The following is a 16716-nucleotide window of genomic DNA, read 5'->3' on the forward strand; positions in this document are numbered from 1 at the left end:
CTTAGGAGAGAGAGATGATCAAATTTGGAACAGGTGGTTGGCGCGCGTTCATCGGCGAGGAGTTCACTAAAGATAACGTAAAACTCGTTGCTCAAGCAGTGGCAAACATCATCAATAGCGAAAACGTGGCAGACCGCGGATTCGTGATTGGCTATGACAGGCGTTTTCTATCCGATAAAGCGGGGCGCTGGTTTGCGGAAGTCTTGGCCGCGAACAACATCCCAGTGAGCTTTATCGACAAGTTTGTGCCGACCCCTATAGTCATGTACAAGGCGAAGAGTATGGGATGTGCCTACTCGGCTTGTATTACCGCGTCGCACAATCCAGCCGATTACAACGGGATTAAGGTCTTTATCGAAGGTGGCCGTGATGCCGACGAAATCATTACTGAGAAGATTGAAGCTCAGATAGCCACTCTCAGCCTTCAGGAAGTGATTTCAGGCGACTTCGATGTATGTGTTGAGCGCGGCGCGATTAATGTCATCAATCCGATGAACGAGTTTGTTGATTCCATCATCGATCTTATCGACATTGAAGCCATCAAAAACGCCAATCTCAAAGTGCTTATCGACCCGATGTTTGGGGTTGCGAAAAACGCATTGCAGACGGTGCTCATCAACGGTCGCTGTGACGTTGACGTCATCAACGATGGTAAAAACCCAGACTTTGGCGGCTTAATGCCTTCGCCAAGTGCAGCGACACTATATCGTCTTAAGCACCTAGTAGCGGCAGAAGGCTACGATATTGGTATAGGTACCGATGGCGATGCTGACCGTCTTGGCATCATTGATGAGCAAGGCAATTTTATTCACCCGAATGAAGTCCTGCTACTGCTCTACTACTACTTACTCGAGTACAAAGGCTGGAAAGGCTCAGTGGTTCGTAATATCGCTACCACTCATCTACTAGATAAAGTTGCTGCCGACTACGGTGAAAAGAGCTTTGAGGTTCCCGTAGGCTTTAAGCACATAAGTAGTCAAATGGAGGCCGACGACTCACTGATTGGCGGTGAGAGCTCAGGTGGTTTAACCATTCGCGGCCACATCAAAGGTAAGGATGGCGTATTCGCCTCTAGCCTTTTAGTCGAAATGCTCAGTGTCACTCAGAAGACACTTTCCGAGTTGCTATCAGAGATCTACGGCAAGTATGGTTACGCCTATACCGCTGAGGGCGACTGCACCTTCAAACCGTCGCAAAAAGACAGCCTTTACCACAAACTTTATGTCGAAAAACTGCTTCCTGAGTTTGATTATGACGTAGAAAAGGTGAGTTACGCCGATGGCGCGAAAGTGTACTTTAAGAACGGTGGTTGGGTGATTGCTCGCTTCTCGGGTACGGAGCCCCTATTACGAATCTTCTGTGAAATGGAAGATAAGGAACAAGCGGAATATGTTCTTCAGCAGATGAAAGACTTTTTGTCTTTGTAGTCACTGTTTCCTTCTCTTTTTGCCCTAAGTGACCTCGACTCACCTTCTTGGTCACCTATTAGCAAAAAGCTCCCTATAGGTGGAGAACATTTTTGCCCGGAACGACTGTCTCCGGGCTTTTTTAGTACTTATGCAAACGCGACAATGCCCTGCGCATCGACACTCACCGCGACACTCTGGCCAACATCAAGCGCCTCTAATGAGGTGGCCAAGACACGCGTGCCTTCAATATCAACTACATAGCGACAATGGTCACCCATGAACTGCTGCTCGATAACCGTGATAGTGCTCTTTTCTGACTGAGTCAATTGAATGTGCTGTGGGCGCACCAAAAGTTGGCAATCAGCCCCCGGCTCAATCAAGGCACACGACTGTGCTTCAACCTGGCCGATAGCCGTCTCAAAGGTCGTGTCATTGATATGCTTAGCTTGCAAATAACTACCGCCACCTAAGAAATCCGCAACGAACTTGCTCGATGGGCAGAAATAGAGCTCTGATGCCGAGCCATATTGCTCAATCACACCTTGGTTCATCACTGCCATTTTGTCAGCAAACGCGAACGCTTCTTCGCGGCTATGAGTCACGAATATCGCTGTTACACCCTGCTTTTTGAAGATTTTGCGGATCTCGCGGATCAGCTCGTGACGTACTTGGGTATCGATGTTGGAAAATGGCTCATCAAGTAACAATAGATCGGGTTTGTACGCCAAACTGCGCGCAATCGCCACACGCTGCTGTTGACCACCCGATAGCTGATGCGGGTAGCGGTCAATGAACTGCTCTAGATGTACCAGTGACAGCATCTCCATCACGATTGCATCTTGCTCTGACTTCGGAGTGCCCTTAAGCCCAAAAGCGACGTTCTGCGCCACCGTTAGATGAGGAAACAGCGCATAGTCTTGGAAGATCATGCCGATGTTGCGCTGCTCTGGCGGCATCCAGGTTTCACCGTTATCAATCTCACGCTCACCCAGCGTCATCTTGCCCGCAGACAGGGGCAATAGACCCGCGATGGCTTTCAGCAAGGTCGTTTTACCGCAGCCACTGGCGCCCAGCAAACAAACAATTTCACCTTGATTAACCTCTAGAGACAAGTTTTCAAGAATCGTTTGCTCGTCATACTGACAAGATAAATTTTCAATCGACAGTGCAGTGGTCATCAGTGATTTTGCTCCAATGAACGGTTAATAATAATGAGCGGTAGTAATCCAACGAGTACTAGCAAGACGGCTGGCATCGCAGCAAGCTCCAAATGCTCATCTGAGGCAAAGTTAAATACGTAGGTGGCCAAGGTTTCAAAGTTGAATGGACGCAGCAGCAGCGCAGCATTGAGCTCTTTCATCGACTCAATAAACACCAACAAGCCAGCAATCAACACACCACGTTTAATCAGTGGCAGATGCACGCGAACCAACATCTGGTTCTTCTTACAGCCCATAGTACGCGAGGCCATATCAAGCGAAGGCGACACCTTACTTAGACTGGTTTCGATACTGCCAATCGCTACCGCTGAAAAACGCACCACCATGGCAAAAATCAGCGCAAACATCGAGCCAGAGAAGATCAGACCTGGGCGCTGCCACTCCATCGCTTTGGCAAAGTCATTTACTGAATGATCCATAAACAGGACAGTCACCATCACGCCGATCGCCAGCACCGTTCCCGGTACGGCATAGCCCAGCGACGAGGCACGCATGAAAACGACACCCTTACGACTTGGATCCAAACGGCGATAGAAGTTAACCACCAAAGCGACGATTACGCCAATGATGGCGGCAATGATCGAGACCTGTAAACTGTTGATAGCATAGGTTTGAAATTCTTCAGTCCAGCTTTGCTCAAAGTACTTGTAGGCATAAATAATTAACTGGCCAAGCGGGAAGATAAACGCTGCTGATACCAAGCCCCAACACCAAGTTAATGCTGCCCACTTTTTCCAGCCACGTAACTCATAACGAAAATCTTCATGGCTGTTGTACTGACTTTGAAACAGTTTCTGTTTACGACGACTATAGCGCTCAGCACCCAGTAGAAGCACAATCACCACCATCATCATGGCGGAAATTTTGGCGGCCGCACTTAAATTGGAATAGCCAAGCCAAGTATCGTAAACCGCTGTGGTTAAGGTGCTGACTGCAAAGTAGCTAACCGCACCGAAGTCGCCAATGGTCTCCATCGCCACCAGCGATAGACCTACCGCAATGGATGGACGAGCAAGCGGCAACGAGATACGCCAAAAACTCTCTAAAGGGGAGCATTTGAGAAGTCTTGCAGATTGCAGCAAAGAGACGTTTTGCTCCATAAATGCCGCGCGGCACAACAGATAGACGTACGGGTACAGCACTAAAGAGAGCACAACCGTGGCGCCACCAACCGTGCGGATATCCGGGAACCAGTAGTCGCCAACCTGCCAAGCAAAAACATCACGTAGCCACACTTGTACAGGGCCTGCAAAATCAAACCAGTCAGTAAAGATGTAGCCAATGATGTAACTTGGCATCGCCAGTGGCAGTACTAAGGCCCACTGCAATACGCGTTCGCTAGGTAGCTTGCACATGGCCATTAGCCAGGCACTGGGCACCCCGAACACAAGAGAGAGCAGCAAAACACCAACGACCAATTTGATGGTATTGAGAACATAGGTGGGCATCACCGTGGACATCAGGTGTGCGAAAAGATCACTTGATTCACCAAGTGCAGTATAGAAGATCGCTAAAATAGGCAAAACCAGTAGCAGAGTTAGCACTCCACTACTGGTTTTCCAAACAACATTTTTTTCTTTCATTGCCTAAACATACATCAGGCGACGCGAAGTCGAGAAGTCATAAACCAGAATAATTAAGGGGGCATTATACCCCCTTTTATCGATTATAGGTCGAACTTAACTTCATCTAACAATTTGATCGCTGCGCTGTGGTAACCAGCAATGTCGTCTAGCGAGACAGTATCTGCTTTAAAGTCACCCCAAGATGCTACAAGCTCAGAACGCTTAACGCCTTCTTTTACTGGGTACTCAAAGTTTATTTCTGCGTACATTTGCTGAGCTTTGTCGCCTGTTAGGAACTCCATTAGCTTCAGTGCATTTTCTTTATTTGGCGAGTGCTTCGCCATTGCCATACCACTCACGTTAACGTGCGTGCCAGTGGTTTCTTGATTCGGGAAGTTGATGTAAACCGCATCAGCCCACGCTTTTTGCTCTTTATCATTCACCATTTTACCTAGGTAGTAGCTGTTACCTAGAGAAACGTCACAAAGACCTTCTTTGATCGCTTTAACTTGCGCGCGGTCATTACCTTGTGGCTTGCGTGCTAGGTTAGCTTTGACGCCTTCTAGCCACTCTTTAGTTTCCGCTTCACCGTGGTGTGCAATCATAGATGAAACCAAAGATACGTTGTATGGGTGCTTACCGCTGCGAGTACAGATTTTGCCTTTGTACTCTGGGTTAGCAAGGTCTGCATAGTTGAACTCTGCACCTAGCTTACCAACACGGTCACGAGATGAGTAAACGTTACGAGTACGTAGCGTCAGTGCAAACCACTCATTCTCTTTATCACGGTACTGAGCGGGAACGTTCGCGTTAATCACATCGCTGTCTACCGCTTGAACTACGTCCTTGTCAGTGAGCTCTGCAAGACGGCTGATGTCAGTTGTTAGCACTACGTCAGCTGGGCTGTATTCGCCTTCTTGCTGAAGCTTCTCTGCCAAACCTTTCTTAGCAAACTTCACATTTACCTTGATACCCGTTTCTTTCGTGAACTCGTTGAGCATTGGTTCAACAAGGAAAGGTTGACGGTAAGAGTAAACGTTGACTTCTTCCGCAGCCATCGCTGGAGTGGCAAAGCTTGCTGCGATTGCAGAAAGAGTTAGCAGTTTTTTCATTGTTTAGTTCCTTTAATTCATAATGAGAACGTTTATCAGTTGCGTTATTATATTCATACAGATTTGAAAAACAATGATCTGACATAAAAAAACCTGCCTATTAAGGCAGGTTTTTAATAAAAATGTGATTAAATGTTACTTCATGCTGACGAACTCTGGGTAAGCACCAACACCACAGTCGTGCATATCCATACCTTCTAGCTCTTCTTCTTCCGATACACGGATACCAATTGTTGCTTTCAGTACCGCCCATACCGCTAGGCTTGCTGCGAATACCCAACCGAAGATAACTGCCGCACCTAGAAGCTGTGCACCGAACGTTGCGTCACCGTTGCTTAGTGGAACAACCATTAGACCGAAGAAACCACACACACCGTGAACTGAGATAGCACCTACTGGATCGTCAATCTTAAGCTTGTCTAGGCCGATGATGCTGAATACCACTAGCGCGCCACCTACTGCACCAATTGCTACAGCATAAACTGGTGATGGAGACAGTGGGTCTGCTGTGATTGCAACCAGACCTGCTAGTGCACCGTTAAGAATCATTGTCAGGTCAGCTTTGCCCCACGTTGTCTTACATACAAGCATTGCTGCGATTGCACCCGCCGCTGCTGCTGCGTTCGTGTTTAGGAAGATTTGACCAACCGCTGTTGCGTTCTCGAAGTCAGAGACCATTAGCTGAGAACCGCCGTTGAAACCGAACCAACCTAGCCATAGGATGAACGTACCTAGTGTTGCTAGCGGCATGTTCGAACCTGGGATTGGGTGGATTTCACCGTTCTTACCGTATTTACCCTTACGAGCACCTAGTAGTAGAACACCTGCTAGAGCTGCTGCTGCACCCGCCATGTGAACGATACCTGAACCTGCGAAGTCACTGAAGCCGGCTTCTGATAGGAAACCGCCGCCCCATGTCCAGTAACCTTCCATTGGGTAGATGAATGCTGTTAGCACTACTGAGAAGATTAGGAAAGACCAAAGCTTCATACGCTCAGCAACCGCACCAGATACTACTGACATTGCTGTTGCAACGAATACTACTTGGAAGAAGAAGTCCGATTCTAGAGAATGGTCTGCGCCTTCACCTTGCGTACCAATTAGCGCACCAAATGATGGTAGCCAACCGCCTTCGCCGTTATCAACATACATGATGTGGTAGCCTACGATGAGGTAACAAGTACACGCAATCGCGTACAGACAGAAGTTCTTGGTTAAGATTTCTGTGGTGTTTTTAGAGCGAACTAGGCCTGCCTCTAGCATTGCGAAGCCTGCTGCCATCCACATTACTAGTGCGCCTGAAATAAGAAAGTAAAAAGTGTCCAGCGCATAACGCAGTTCGCTGACAGTTGTTGCTAATTCCATAATAAATTCTCCAATCCCTTAAAGTGCTTCAGCGTCCATTTCGCCCGTACGAATACGTACTGCTTGGGCTAGGTCGTACACAAATATTTTTCCGTCGCCAATCTTGCCGGTTTGAGCAGCGTTCGTGATCGCTTCAATAACTCGGTCTACGTTGTCTGCGTGCGTTGCGATTTCAAGTTTTACTTTCGGTAGAAAGTCCACTTGGTACTCCGCACCACGATATAATTCTGTGTGTCCTTTCTGACGGCCAAATCCTTTGACCTCAGAAACTGTCATACCTTCAATACCAACATCTGCAAGTGCTTCTCTTACATCATCGAGTTTGAATGGTTTAATGATTGCGTTAATAAGTTTCATGGCATCCCCTTCGCCTTTTATCCCTGTTACGTATTCTAGTAATCAAGGTGCGTGCCAACTTTTTAAATCATTGATATATAAGGATTTGACTATTTCATGTTACATAAATGAAAATACCTTGCACTTTAATGGTGCAAGGTATTCACAAAAATAATGCGTTTTATGTTATTAGCACTAGGAGTGTGCAAATTTGGGGCAAAGGATCATTACCTATTATGAATAAAACGCTCCCATTGCTCTAAAACTGAGCGAAAATCCTCTAGCCCACACTCGCTATGGCTCTCACTTTCGTAGACAGAAAACTCTTCATCCATCTCCATTAAGCTATCAAAAGCTAAGGAGTTTTCGTAAACATGAACCTCGGAGTCCACCACGCTAAGTGAAATCTCTTTGCCTTGCCAATTAAACTCATTGCCCGAAAACTGGGCAGCTTGGGTGAGCAACTCGGTAATTTCCATGATGGTGCGGTCACTGGTACTGATCTCTTCATGCAACAAACGAGCAATCACTTCTTGGCCCATTTCGCATCTCACTAGGTACTCACCTGTGAAACTGTTTTTAATAAACTCGAATTCCATCACTGTTTCTCTTAGTAATCTCGCGGCGATTATACCTTAGTTTACGAGACAATCGGGTATACTCATGACATCGCTCTCTATGACTCAGACCTTATGCAGCTTAACTCTCTCATTGCTAAACAAATTGTCGATCGCGCCAAGAAGATCATCGAACACTCCATCAACGTGATGGACGAGAATGGCGTGATCATTGGCTCTAGCGATCCGTCACGCTTGCACCAAACACATGAAGGGGCACTGCTAGCAATCCGAGATAATAGAACCTTAGAGATCAATGATTCCGTTGCCTCCACATTGTCCGGCGTTAAAAAAGGCATCAACCTACCCATCATCTACGATAACAACGTCATTGGTGTTGTCGGGATCTCAGGCACGCCTGAAGAGGTGAGAAGCTACGGTGAGCTGGTAAAAATGACGGCTGAGCTTATTGTCGAACAGGCTGCACTTATGTCGCAGGTTCAATGGAATAAACGCCACCGGGAAGAGTTACTACTGCAGCTCATTGAAGGATCAAGTTTAAATGAGGGACAACTGCTCTCTATTGCTCAGCGGCTCGATCTTGATCTCGCACAGCCTCGTGTGGCCACAGTGATCAAAGTGATCCCGCTGCCTGGAGAACCAGTCACACTGGAGCACCTGCAGAAACTGGTACATCTTCTGGAGTACCCTGAGCGCGATAACATCGTCGGAATTGCCTCGGTATCGATGAATGAGATCGTGGTATTGAAACCGGTGACGGTCGTCAATAACGCATGGAATCGCAAAGAGGAAGAAAAGCGAGTCGCTAAACTGCTTAAGCGTATCGACCAAGAGTGTGACTTCTCTATTCAGATGGCCATCGGAGACTATTTCCCTGAACTCGTCGGCATAGCTAAATCATACGAAACCGCCAAAGCCACCATTGAGAGCAGTCATAGTAATGATGGTCCCATACTGTTCTACCAAGACCGGAAACTCTCGGTGCTGGTGAGCAGCATTAAACATGACCCGTGGCGTGCGACTCAACTGAAGGCTCCGATCGAAAAACTGGTAGCTGCAGATAGTAAAGGCGTAATGCTAAAGACACTACGCACCTTTTTTGAACAAAACTGCGATCTGGCTCAAACTTGTGAAAGCCTCCATATCCACCGTAACACTTTGCGGTATCGACTTGAGAAAATAGAACAGACAACTAAATTAAATATCAATAACTTAGATGAAAAAGTTCAGCTCTACCTTGCGTTAAAATGTTTGTAAAAAATCCGTTAATTTGTGCAATTGCACAAATTAACGATAACCAGCAGTGATAAATTCGTCAGTTCGCATAAAGAAAATCTCCCCCTAAATGGCTACTCTTCCGCTCAATAAGGGTCACAAGACCCAACTAAATAATTAATAAAATTAGTATTGCGGAAACCAAACCATGATTGAAGTCTCTACCTTAGGCGCATTAGCAGCTCTGGTTGTTGCTATTGCCCTTATCCTTAAAAAAGTTCCACCTGCTTACGGCATGATCATCGGCGCGCTTGTCGGTGGTGTCGTTGGCGGCGTTTCTCTCACCGATACCGTTGCGCTAATGATTGGCGGTGCACAAGGCATTGTCACAGCAGTATTGCGCATCCTTGCCGCTGGTGTGCTGGCGGGCGTATTGATCGAGTCAGGAGCTGCAACATCCATCGCAGAGACCATCGTTAAGAAAGTGGGCGAAACCCGCGCGCTTCTCGCTTTGGCGATTGCCACCATGATCCTAACTGCGGTTGGCGTATTCGTTGATGTGGCAGTTATCACTGTTTCGCCTATCGCACTTGCGATTGCACGCCGTGCTGACATCTCTAAGACCGCTATCTTACTGGCGATGGTCGGTGGTGGTAAAGCGGGTAACGTAATGTCGCCAAACCCGAACGCCATTGCGGCGGCCGATGCGTTCAACGTACCGCTGACCTCAGTAATGGCAGCCGGCGTCATCCCGGGTCTCTGCGGTATGATCTTCGCTTACTTCATAGCGAAAAAGCTGGTCAACAAAGGCTCTAAAGTCGCCGAAAGCGAAGTGGTTGCAGTTGACCACTCTAGGCTACCTAAATTTGGCGCTGCGATTGTGGCACCTCTTGTTGCTATCGCTCTGCTTGCGCTTCGTCCTATTGCAGGCATCAACGTTGACCCGCTCATCGCACTACCGCTTGGTGGCTTGATTGGCGCCGTCGTCATGGGTCGTTTTGCCGATACCAACCACTTTGCAGTGTCTGGCCTATCGCGCATGGCACCAGTAGCTGTGATGCTTCTTGGTACGGGTACACTTGCTGGCATCATCGCTAACTCTGGCCTAAAAGATGGCCTTATTGATGTTCTGACCGCCTCTGGTCTTCCATCATATCTACTTGCTCCAATTTCCGGTGCCATGATGGCACTTGCAACCGCATCGACCACAGCAGGTACGGCGGTAGCATCTAGCGTATTTAGCTCTACCATTCTTGAACTCGGCGTTCCTGCTCTAGCGGGCGCAGCCATGATTCACTCTGGTGCTACTGTTCTGGATCACATGCCACACGGTAGCTTCTTCCACGCCACTGGCGGCGCTGTGCATATGGATATTCGCGAGCGTCTCAAACTCATTCCTTACGAGTCTGCGGTTGGTCTGATGATCGCCTTCGTTTCGGTAATGATCTTCGGTGTGTTCGGTCTATTTGTTTAAGGTTTAATTATGAAAATTATCATCGCTCCAGATTCATACAAAGAAAGTCTTACGGCCATGGAAGTTGCCGAAGCTATTGAGGCAGGATTTAAGAAGATCTTCACCGATGCCGAATACATCAAACTACCTATGGCAGACGGCGGCGAAGGCACAGTTCAATCGCTCGTTGATGCCACTGGCGGCTCGATTATTACTTGTGAAGTCACTGGCCCGCTAGGTCAAACCGTCGAAGGCTTCTTCGGTCTGATGGGTGATGGTTCCACGGCTATCATCGAGATGGCGGCCGCTTCTGGTCTTCACTTGGTGGAACCAGAGCTGCGCAACCCGCTGGTGACCACCACTTTTGGTACAGGTGAATTGGTTAAAGCGGCGCTGGATCGCGGCGTTAAACACATCATCGTCGGCATCGGTGGTAGCGCAACGAATGATGGCGGTATCGGTATGGCGCAGGCATTAGGCGCTAAACTGCTCGACTCGGATGGCAATCCACTGGGTTTTGGTGGCGGTGAGCTAAGTAAGCTTGCAAGTATCGACCTTTCTAAGCTAGATCCTCGCCTGGCCGAAATCAGACTTGAAGTGGCTTGTGATGTCGATAACCCACTGTGTGGCCCTAAGGGCGCCTCTCATGTGTTCGGCCCGCAAAAAAGGGGCAACGCCTGAGATGGTTGAAACGCTAGACACTAACCTGGCGCACTACGCAGGTGTGATTAAATCGACCAATGGTCGTGACGTCGTAGATACCGCAGGGGCTGGCGCTGCGGGTGGTCTAGGTGCTGCACTTTTAGGTCTCTTCGATGCCGAGCTTCGTCCGGGCATTCAGATCGTGATGGATGCTGTAAACCTTAGCGAAGTGGTCAAAGATGCCGACCTTGTGATTACTGGTGAAGGTCGAATTGATAGCCAAACTATCCATGGCAAAACGCCAATTGGTGTGGCGCGCACCGCTAAGCAATACGATATTCCTGTGATTGCAATTGCTGGTAGTACTGCGAAAGATTGCGCAGTGGTCCATGAGCACGGTATTGATGCAGCTTACAGCGTGGTACTTGGTGCGACCGATTTGCCGACGGCGTTGAAAGAAGCGGCGTTTAATGTCGAGATGACCTCTCGCAACATCGCTGCTGCGATGGCGATGAATTTCAGCAAATAGTTTCCTTTTGCTACAAAACAAAATGCCCGCTCAATTGAGCGGGCATTTTTTATGTCATTCCACTAGCCGTACGCTTATGCAGATAGGAATCTACGATAGGCTTGGTGGACGCTGTGAGAAGATCCCTGCTTGCGCAGGGATGGCATCTACGAAGCGGACCAAGTCTTATTAGAACTCGATGTTACGACCGAAGTTCATTGGCCAGTTAGTTGGGTTCTTCTTGCCTTCACGGATGTGGCGACATTCAGCTAGCCATGTCAGTAGCTCCCAACCGAATGCGGCTGTTAGTAACGCATCTTTCTCGTCAGAGTTCTTCTGAGGAGCAAATTCCGCGATATCTGCACCTACTAGGTTGATACGCTTAGTAGCACGAAGCTTACGGAAGATGTCGTAGTACATGCGCGCAGAGACACCAAATGGATCTGGGCTTGAGTTTGCACTGTGGTCTAGTAGATCTAGGCCATCTAGGTCAAACGTTAGGTAAACCGGACGACCGTCGCCTTGCTTCTCAAGGATCTGCTCAACGATGTAGTCAATGCCTAGGTCGTAGATTTCATCTGCTAGGAAGAAGTTACCACCAATCGCTTTCGCTTTGCCTTGCTGTGATGCACACCAGCGGCCACGCATACCAAGGCTGAAGCTGGTTGATGGATCCATTGCACCTTCTGATGCTAGACGGCAGTACCAGTTGCCTGAATATGACTCGTAGTCGAAGTCTTTGCGAGTCAGTAGGTCAAAGTGACCATCGATATGGATGAGCGATACTGGGCCGTGAACCTTCGCCAGTGCCGCTGGACCTGGGTATGCTACCGTATGGTCACCACCAAAGAAGAATGGCGTGATACCGTGGTTAACAACCATGTCGTCTACCACTTCTTGAGCTGCACGCATTTCTTCGTCTAGGTTGAATTGACCTAGGCCATCCCAGTTTCCATAGTCGATGATGTTACACAGTTCGAATGGCATCGTACCGTCTTGGTGAATCATGCCCATACCCGTTTTTGATGCTTCACGGATAGCAGCAGGACCGAACTTGTGGCCACCAGCGTTTGGTGAGCACTTATCCATAGTTAGGCCGTACATTGCGATATCAACGCCTTCAAAGCTGTTCACATATGGCGCACCAAATGCACCAACGTGCTGCTTACCTAGCAAGCTGAATGCTTCAACGCCCTGCTCAGCCATGCGTGCTTGCATAGGAGCAATGTCTTCGTTGATGTAGAAATCCGCATCTGACTTGTTCCAGTAGATGTCTTGGTATAGGTCTAGCTTTTCTTTCGCAATCTCAACACGTTTTGGCTTAAACATGGATAATTCCTCTCGTTATTGGACAAGCAAATCAGCTTTGCTTCTCAAGATACGCTCATTATAGTGGCTAAGCCCTGAGTTATTAATTACACTTCAGGACAGCAACATGATATTTCAGGACATTATTTGTGTACTCTTTAAACCGTCAGCACTTTTTGCAAGCCATTATCGGTCACTGGGAAGCCGTCGTGCGCCAATCTATCGGCAGTGACTTCGATGCCCAGCAATTTTTACGTAAGGCCAATATTGTGCGCATCAATCTCGGTCACTATCACCCGATTGAGGTCTCACAGGTGCACCAACTGATGAGCAGTACGGTGAATCAACTTCATATTGACGGTCTAGGGCTTCGTATTGCTAAGCGATTGAAGCTGCAAGATATGGGTGCGTGGGGCTACGCTATGATCAACTGCCAAAATATCAAACAGCTGCTCGACACGGGTTTGCAGTTTTCGTTTGTGACCAAAGACTATGTCGATATTCATATCGGCTACGATAGTGAATGGGCTTACATCACTATTGTTGACCGCTCTGACGGCCTCTCTCCGCAGCATTACAATGTCGAAGAATCGCTTTGCCACTATTACTTAGGCTTACAACAGTTTCTGGGAGAGCGATTTGATGCCTCCTTGATTCATGTCGATTTTGCCTATCCAGCCCCGAGCTACGCAGCGCTTTACAAAGAGGTGTTCTCACACAACCTAAGTTTTGATGCCAATCAGCATCAAGTGCGCTTCCCCGTAGATTGGATCCATCATGCGATTAGCTTGCAGCCCTCTTTGGTGGCCCACATCGCCTCACTTCAAAGCCAGCAACTTGATGATGAAATGGATGCACCGCTCAGCTACCAGATTCGCGTCAAGCTGTTGTCCCAGTTGAAATACGGCCTTCCTAGTATGGAGGCGGTCGCCGAGGAAATGAACATGACGCCACGTACGCTGCGTCGCAAACTAGAAAAAGAAAACACCACCTTCAAGCATCTGGTTTTGGATACACGAATGCGTGTCGCCAAGGAGTTTTTGGTTAGCTCTGATCTGTCGACGACGGAAATTGCCGACATGTTGAACTACCACTCAGCCCCGCCTTTTTTCCGAGCGTTTCAAGGCTACGTTGGCTGCAGTCCTAAGCAGTTTCGTGTGCAGAACAAACCACAATAAGCCTCGCAGCTCTCTTCCAAAGTGATCGACTCTATGAGTGACAAGCATAAAAAAGCCCAGTCCAAAGGACTGGGCGTAAAAATCATGTGCGTATGATTTTCAAATTACTTACGGATAGTTTCCGCTGCGCGCTCAGCGCCAACTTTCGCTTCCCACTTCGCGTTTAGCTCTTCGATTGAAGTGCCAGAGCGTTTTAGGAAGTCTTTGAAACCGTCCCAGTGAGCGTCCATTACTTGGTGCTCGTCAGTTGCAGTTGCAAGCGCTTTTAGGCCCCACTCATCTGGGATGAATACTTCGTTGAAGCCAGCGCGTGGACGGTTTTCTTTGATCGCTTTAACGAACATGTCTGACTTACGCTTCACTTCTTCGATTGGACCGAAGTGGCTTGGGTCGATCACTAGGATGTAAGAACCGCCTACTGGACATGGTGCATCTTCCATAGTGAAAAAGTCACTTGGTACCGCTGGAAGCTCAGGAGCAATCTTACCTTTCGGGTTGATGATTGCTGTCATTACTTCGTTCCAGATGTTTAGCGAGTACAGACGTGGCGTTAGGAACGTCCATGGTGCTTTACAGTCAGCAACGCGGCCGTAACCTTCGATTAGCGAGCCCCACTTACGAGCGTCAGCCGTTAGCTCACCCGTGTCTTGGTCAACAAGTGCAGCAACGTGTAGGTCGCGGTCGTTAACGATAGCGTCGCAGATGTGAGAGTCGTAGCCTTCGCCGATCATGATAGACGTAACTAGTGGTAGCTCTTCACCGCCAACTAGAGCCGCATCGAACGGAGGGCAAGACATTGCTGGATCCATGCCGCCGAATGGAGCGTTTAGAGGTACAGAGTTGTTTGAAGACATCGCAAACATGCCTTCTTTCATTGCCATCTGTGTGTAGTTAGAGAAGTTGCCGCCGTCACAGTGGTCGTAACCGAATACGATTGAGATACCGTGCTTGCGTGCTTTCTCGATAGCCGTTTGAGCCATCAGCGTACATACGTAGTGGCCAGAAGACTTCTTACCGTTGTAAACAGCCCAAGTATCACCTTCAGACTCGATTTCTGGAGTCGTCGTCGTGTCAAGGATGCCCGCTTCGTAAGGGATAGTTACCGCTTCGATAACACCTAGACCTTGGTGTAGTTTACCCTGTAGGCCACCTACAAGTAGGTTGTGCGCTAGGATATCAGCGTGAGCTTGAGAGGCACCGATGTGCTTCCAAGATTCAGAAACGATAAATAAGAAATACTCGTTGTTAAACGTTGTAGTAGGGCTGCTAACTTTAGCCATGGTAATGTCCTCTGTATAAGTAGGAATACGTTTTTATGAAAACTATAGCTACTTTAAACCATGAGACGAAATCCAGAAGTAACATACTGGATGCTGTTACTTAAACTGTTACTCGCTTTGACGACACATCTCCCGTTTTCGCTGGCCTTAAACCAAAAAAAGCCGCTCAAATGAGCGGCTTTCTATCAGTCAGTAAACATCAAGAATTAAGCTTGACCTTTAACTTCTTTAAGACCGTTGTAAGGTGCTTTTTCACCTAGAGCTTCTTCGATACGAATTAGCTGGTTGTACTTAGCAACACGGTCAGAACGGCTCATAGAACCAGTCTTGATTTGACCTGCAGCAGTACCTACCGCTAGGTCAGCGATAGTTGCATCTTCAGTTTCGCCAGAACGGTGAGAGATTACAGCTGTGTAACCTGCGTCTTTAGCCATCTTGATAGCAGCTAGAGTCTCAGTTAGAGAACCGATTTGGTTGAACTTGATAAGGATAGAGTTAGCTACGCCTTTCTCGATACCTTCAGCAAGGATCTTAGTGTTAGTAACGAATAGGTCGTCACCTACTAGTTGAAGCTTGTCACCTAGTAGTTCAGTTTGGTGCTTGAAGCCATCCCAGTCAGACTCGTCTAGACCGTCTTCGATAGAAACGATTGGGAATTGGTTAGCAAGCTCAGCTAGGTAGTGGTTGAACTCTTCAGAAGAGAAAGTCTTACCTTCGCCCTTCATGTTGTAGATGCCAGCTTCTTTGTCGAAGAACTCAGATGCTGCACAGTCCATAGCTAGAGTTACGTCTTTACCTAGTTCGTAACCAGCAGCAGCAACAGCTTCTGCGATAACTTCTAGAGCTTCAGCGTTAGACTTAAGGTTAGGAGCGAAACCACCTTCGTCACCAACTGCAGTGCTGTAGCCTTTAGACTTAAGAACTTTAGCTAGGTTGTGGAATACTTCTGCACCGATACGTAGACCTTCTTTAAGAGTCTTAGCACCAACTGGTTGGATCATGAACTCTTGGATGTCAACGTTGTTGTCTGCGTGCTCACCACCGTTGATGATGTTCATCATTGGTAGAGGCATAGAGAACTGACCAGCAGTACCGTTTAGCTCAGCGATGTGCTCGAACAAAGGCATGCCTTTAGCCGCTGCAGCAGCTTTAGCGTTTGCTAGAGAAACAGCTAGGATAGCGTTCGCGCCGAACTTAGACTTGTTTTCAGTACCGTCTAGGTCGATCATTACTTGGTCAACGTCAGCTTGAGCTTTAGCGTCTTTACCAACTAGAGCTTCAGCGATTGCACCGTTCACAGCTTCAACAGCTTTAAGAACACCTTTACCTAGGAAACGTGCTTTGTCACCGTCACGTAGCTCAAGAGCTTCGCGAGAACCAGTAGATGCGCCAGATGGAGCCGCAGCCATACCTACGAAACCGCCTTCTAGGTGAACTTCAGCTTCAACAGTTGGGTTACCACGTGAGTCGATGATTTCACGACCTAGAACTTTAACGATCTTAGACATTAATGTTTCCTCTCATTAAATATAAATGTCAAATTTAGG

Annotated in this window: 13 protein-coding genes and 1 pseudogene; 5 read left to right on the forward strand and 9 right to left on the reverse strand. The window is 47.9% G+C overall.

All coding sequences use genetic code 11. The features are described 5' to 3' along the window. The first annotated feature begins 14 nt into the window (after window positions 1–14). Window positions 15–1427, forward strand: coding sequence for a phosphoglucomutase/phosphomannomutase family protein (locus tag AC6I8Y_RS14350; RefSeq protein WP_394150881.1), 1413 nt, complete (start codon window positions 15–17; stop codon window positions 1425–1427). A 128-nt stretch (window positions 1428–1555) separates the two neighbouring features. Here AC6I8Y_RS14350 and AC6I8Y_RS14355 read toward each other — a convergent pair whose 3' ends face one another. From AC6I8Y_RS14355 to AC6I8Y_RS14380, 6 genes are all read right to left on the reverse strand, one after another. Continuing rightward, window positions 1556–2587: an ABC transporter ATP-binding protein gene (locus tag AC6I8Y_RS14355; protein WP_498020408.1), complete on the reverse strand. Its 1032-nt coding sequence runs from the start codon at window positions 2585–2587 to the stop codon at window positions 1556–1558. Next, window positions 2587–4212 carry an ABC transporter permease gene (locus AC6I8Y_RS14360; protein WP_498020409.1) on the reverse strand — a complete coding sequence of 542 codons (1626 nt, stop codon included), beginning with the start codon at window positions 4210–4212 and terminating at the stop codon, window positions 2587–2589. Before AC6I8Y_RS14360 ends, AC6I8Y_RS14355 begins: the two co-directional genes overlap by 1 nt. A gap of 83 nt (window positions 4213–4295) precedes the next feature. Further along, window positions 4296–5306, reverse strand: coding sequence for a Fe(3+) ABC transporter substrate-binding protein (locus AC6I8Y_RS14365; RefSeq protein WP_498020410.1), 1011 nt, complete (start codon window positions 5304–5306; stop codon window positions 4296–4298). A gap of 135 nt (window positions 5307–5441) precedes the next feature. Next, window positions 5442–6671, reverse strand: coding sequence for an ammonium transporter (locus tag AC6I8Y_RS14370; RefSeq protein WP_252012562.1), 1230 nt, complete (start codon window positions 6669–6671; stop codon window positions 5442–5444). An 18-nt stretch (window positions 6672–6689) separates the two neighbouring features. Then, a complete protein-coding gene (locus AC6I8Y_RS14375; protein ID WP_038229080.1) occupies window positions 6690–7028 on the reverse strand; it encodes a P-II family nitrogen regulator in 339 nt (112 codons plus the stop codon). A 206-nt stretch (window positions 7029–7234) separates the two neighbouring features. Further along, on the reverse strand, window positions 7235–7606 hold the full coding sequence (locus tag AC6I8Y_RS14380) for a YacL family protein (protein ID WP_498020411.1): 372 nt from the start codon (window positions 7604–7606) through the stop codon (window positions 7235–7237). A gap of 93 nt (window positions 7607–7699) precedes the next feature. Here AC6I8Y_RS14380 and AC6I8Y_RS14385 point away from each other — a divergent pair, with 93 nt between their 5' ends. From AC6I8Y_RS14385 to AC6I8Y_RS14395, 3 genes and pseudogenes are all read left to right on the forward strand, one after another. Next, window positions 7700–8842: a sugar diacid recognition domain-containing protein gene (locus AC6I8Y_RS14385; protein ID WP_394150886.1), complete on the forward strand. Its 1143-nt coding sequence runs from the start codon at window positions 7700–7702 to the stop codon at window positions 8840–8842. Between the two features lie 166 nt (window positions 8843–9008). After that, the gene (locus AC6I8Y_RS14390; RefSeq protein ID WP_234495145.1) at window positions 9009–10274 is read left to right on the forward strand and encodes a GntP family permease; all 1266 of its coding nucleotides are present in this window, start codon (window positions 9009–9011) and stop codon (window positions 10272–10274) included. A gap of 9 nt (window positions 10275–10283) precedes the next feature. Continuing rightward, a pseudogene (locus AC6I8Y_RS14395) lies at window positions 10284–11424 on the forward strand (glycerate kinase). 168 nt (window positions 11425–11592) lie between these two features. Here the strand turns inward: AC6I8Y_RS14395 and AC6I8Y_RS14400 are convergent. Then, the gene (locus AC6I8Y_RS14400; RefSeq protein ID WP_234495143.1) at window positions 11593–12732 is read right to left on the reverse strand and encodes an arginase family protein; all 1140 of its coding nucleotides are present in this window, start codon (window positions 12730–12732) and stop codon (window positions 11593–11595) included. Window positions 12733–12860: 128 nt separating this feature from the next. Between AC6I8Y_RS14400 and AC6I8Y_RS14405 the strand changes: the two genes are divergently transcribed. Continuing rightward, a complete protein-coding gene (locus AC6I8Y_RS14405; protein ID WP_498020412.1) occupies window positions 12861–13889 on the forward strand; it encodes a helix-turn-helix domain-containing protein in 1029 nt (342 codons plus the stop codon). Between the two features lie 104 nt (window positions 13890–13993). Here AC6I8Y_RS14405 and AC6I8Y_RS14410 read toward each other — a convergent pair whose 3' ends face one another. Continuing rightward, a complete protein-coding gene (locus AC6I8Y_RS14410) occupies window positions 13994–15169 on the reverse strand; it encodes an Ldh family oxidoreductase (RefSeq protein WP_498020413.1) in 1176 nt (391 codons plus the stop codon). A 206-nt stretch (window positions 15170–15375) separates the two neighbouring features. Beyond that, window positions 15376–16677 (reverse strand): phosphopyruvate hydratase, encoded by a 1302-nt coding sequence (eno, locus tag AC6I8Y_RS14415; protein ID WP_042473318.1) that lies wholly within the window; start codon window positions 16675–16677, stop codon window positions 15376–15378. Between the last annotated feature and the right edge of the window lie 39 nt (window positions 16678–16716).

Source organism: Vibrio sp. KUL78 (assembly GCF_059725505.1).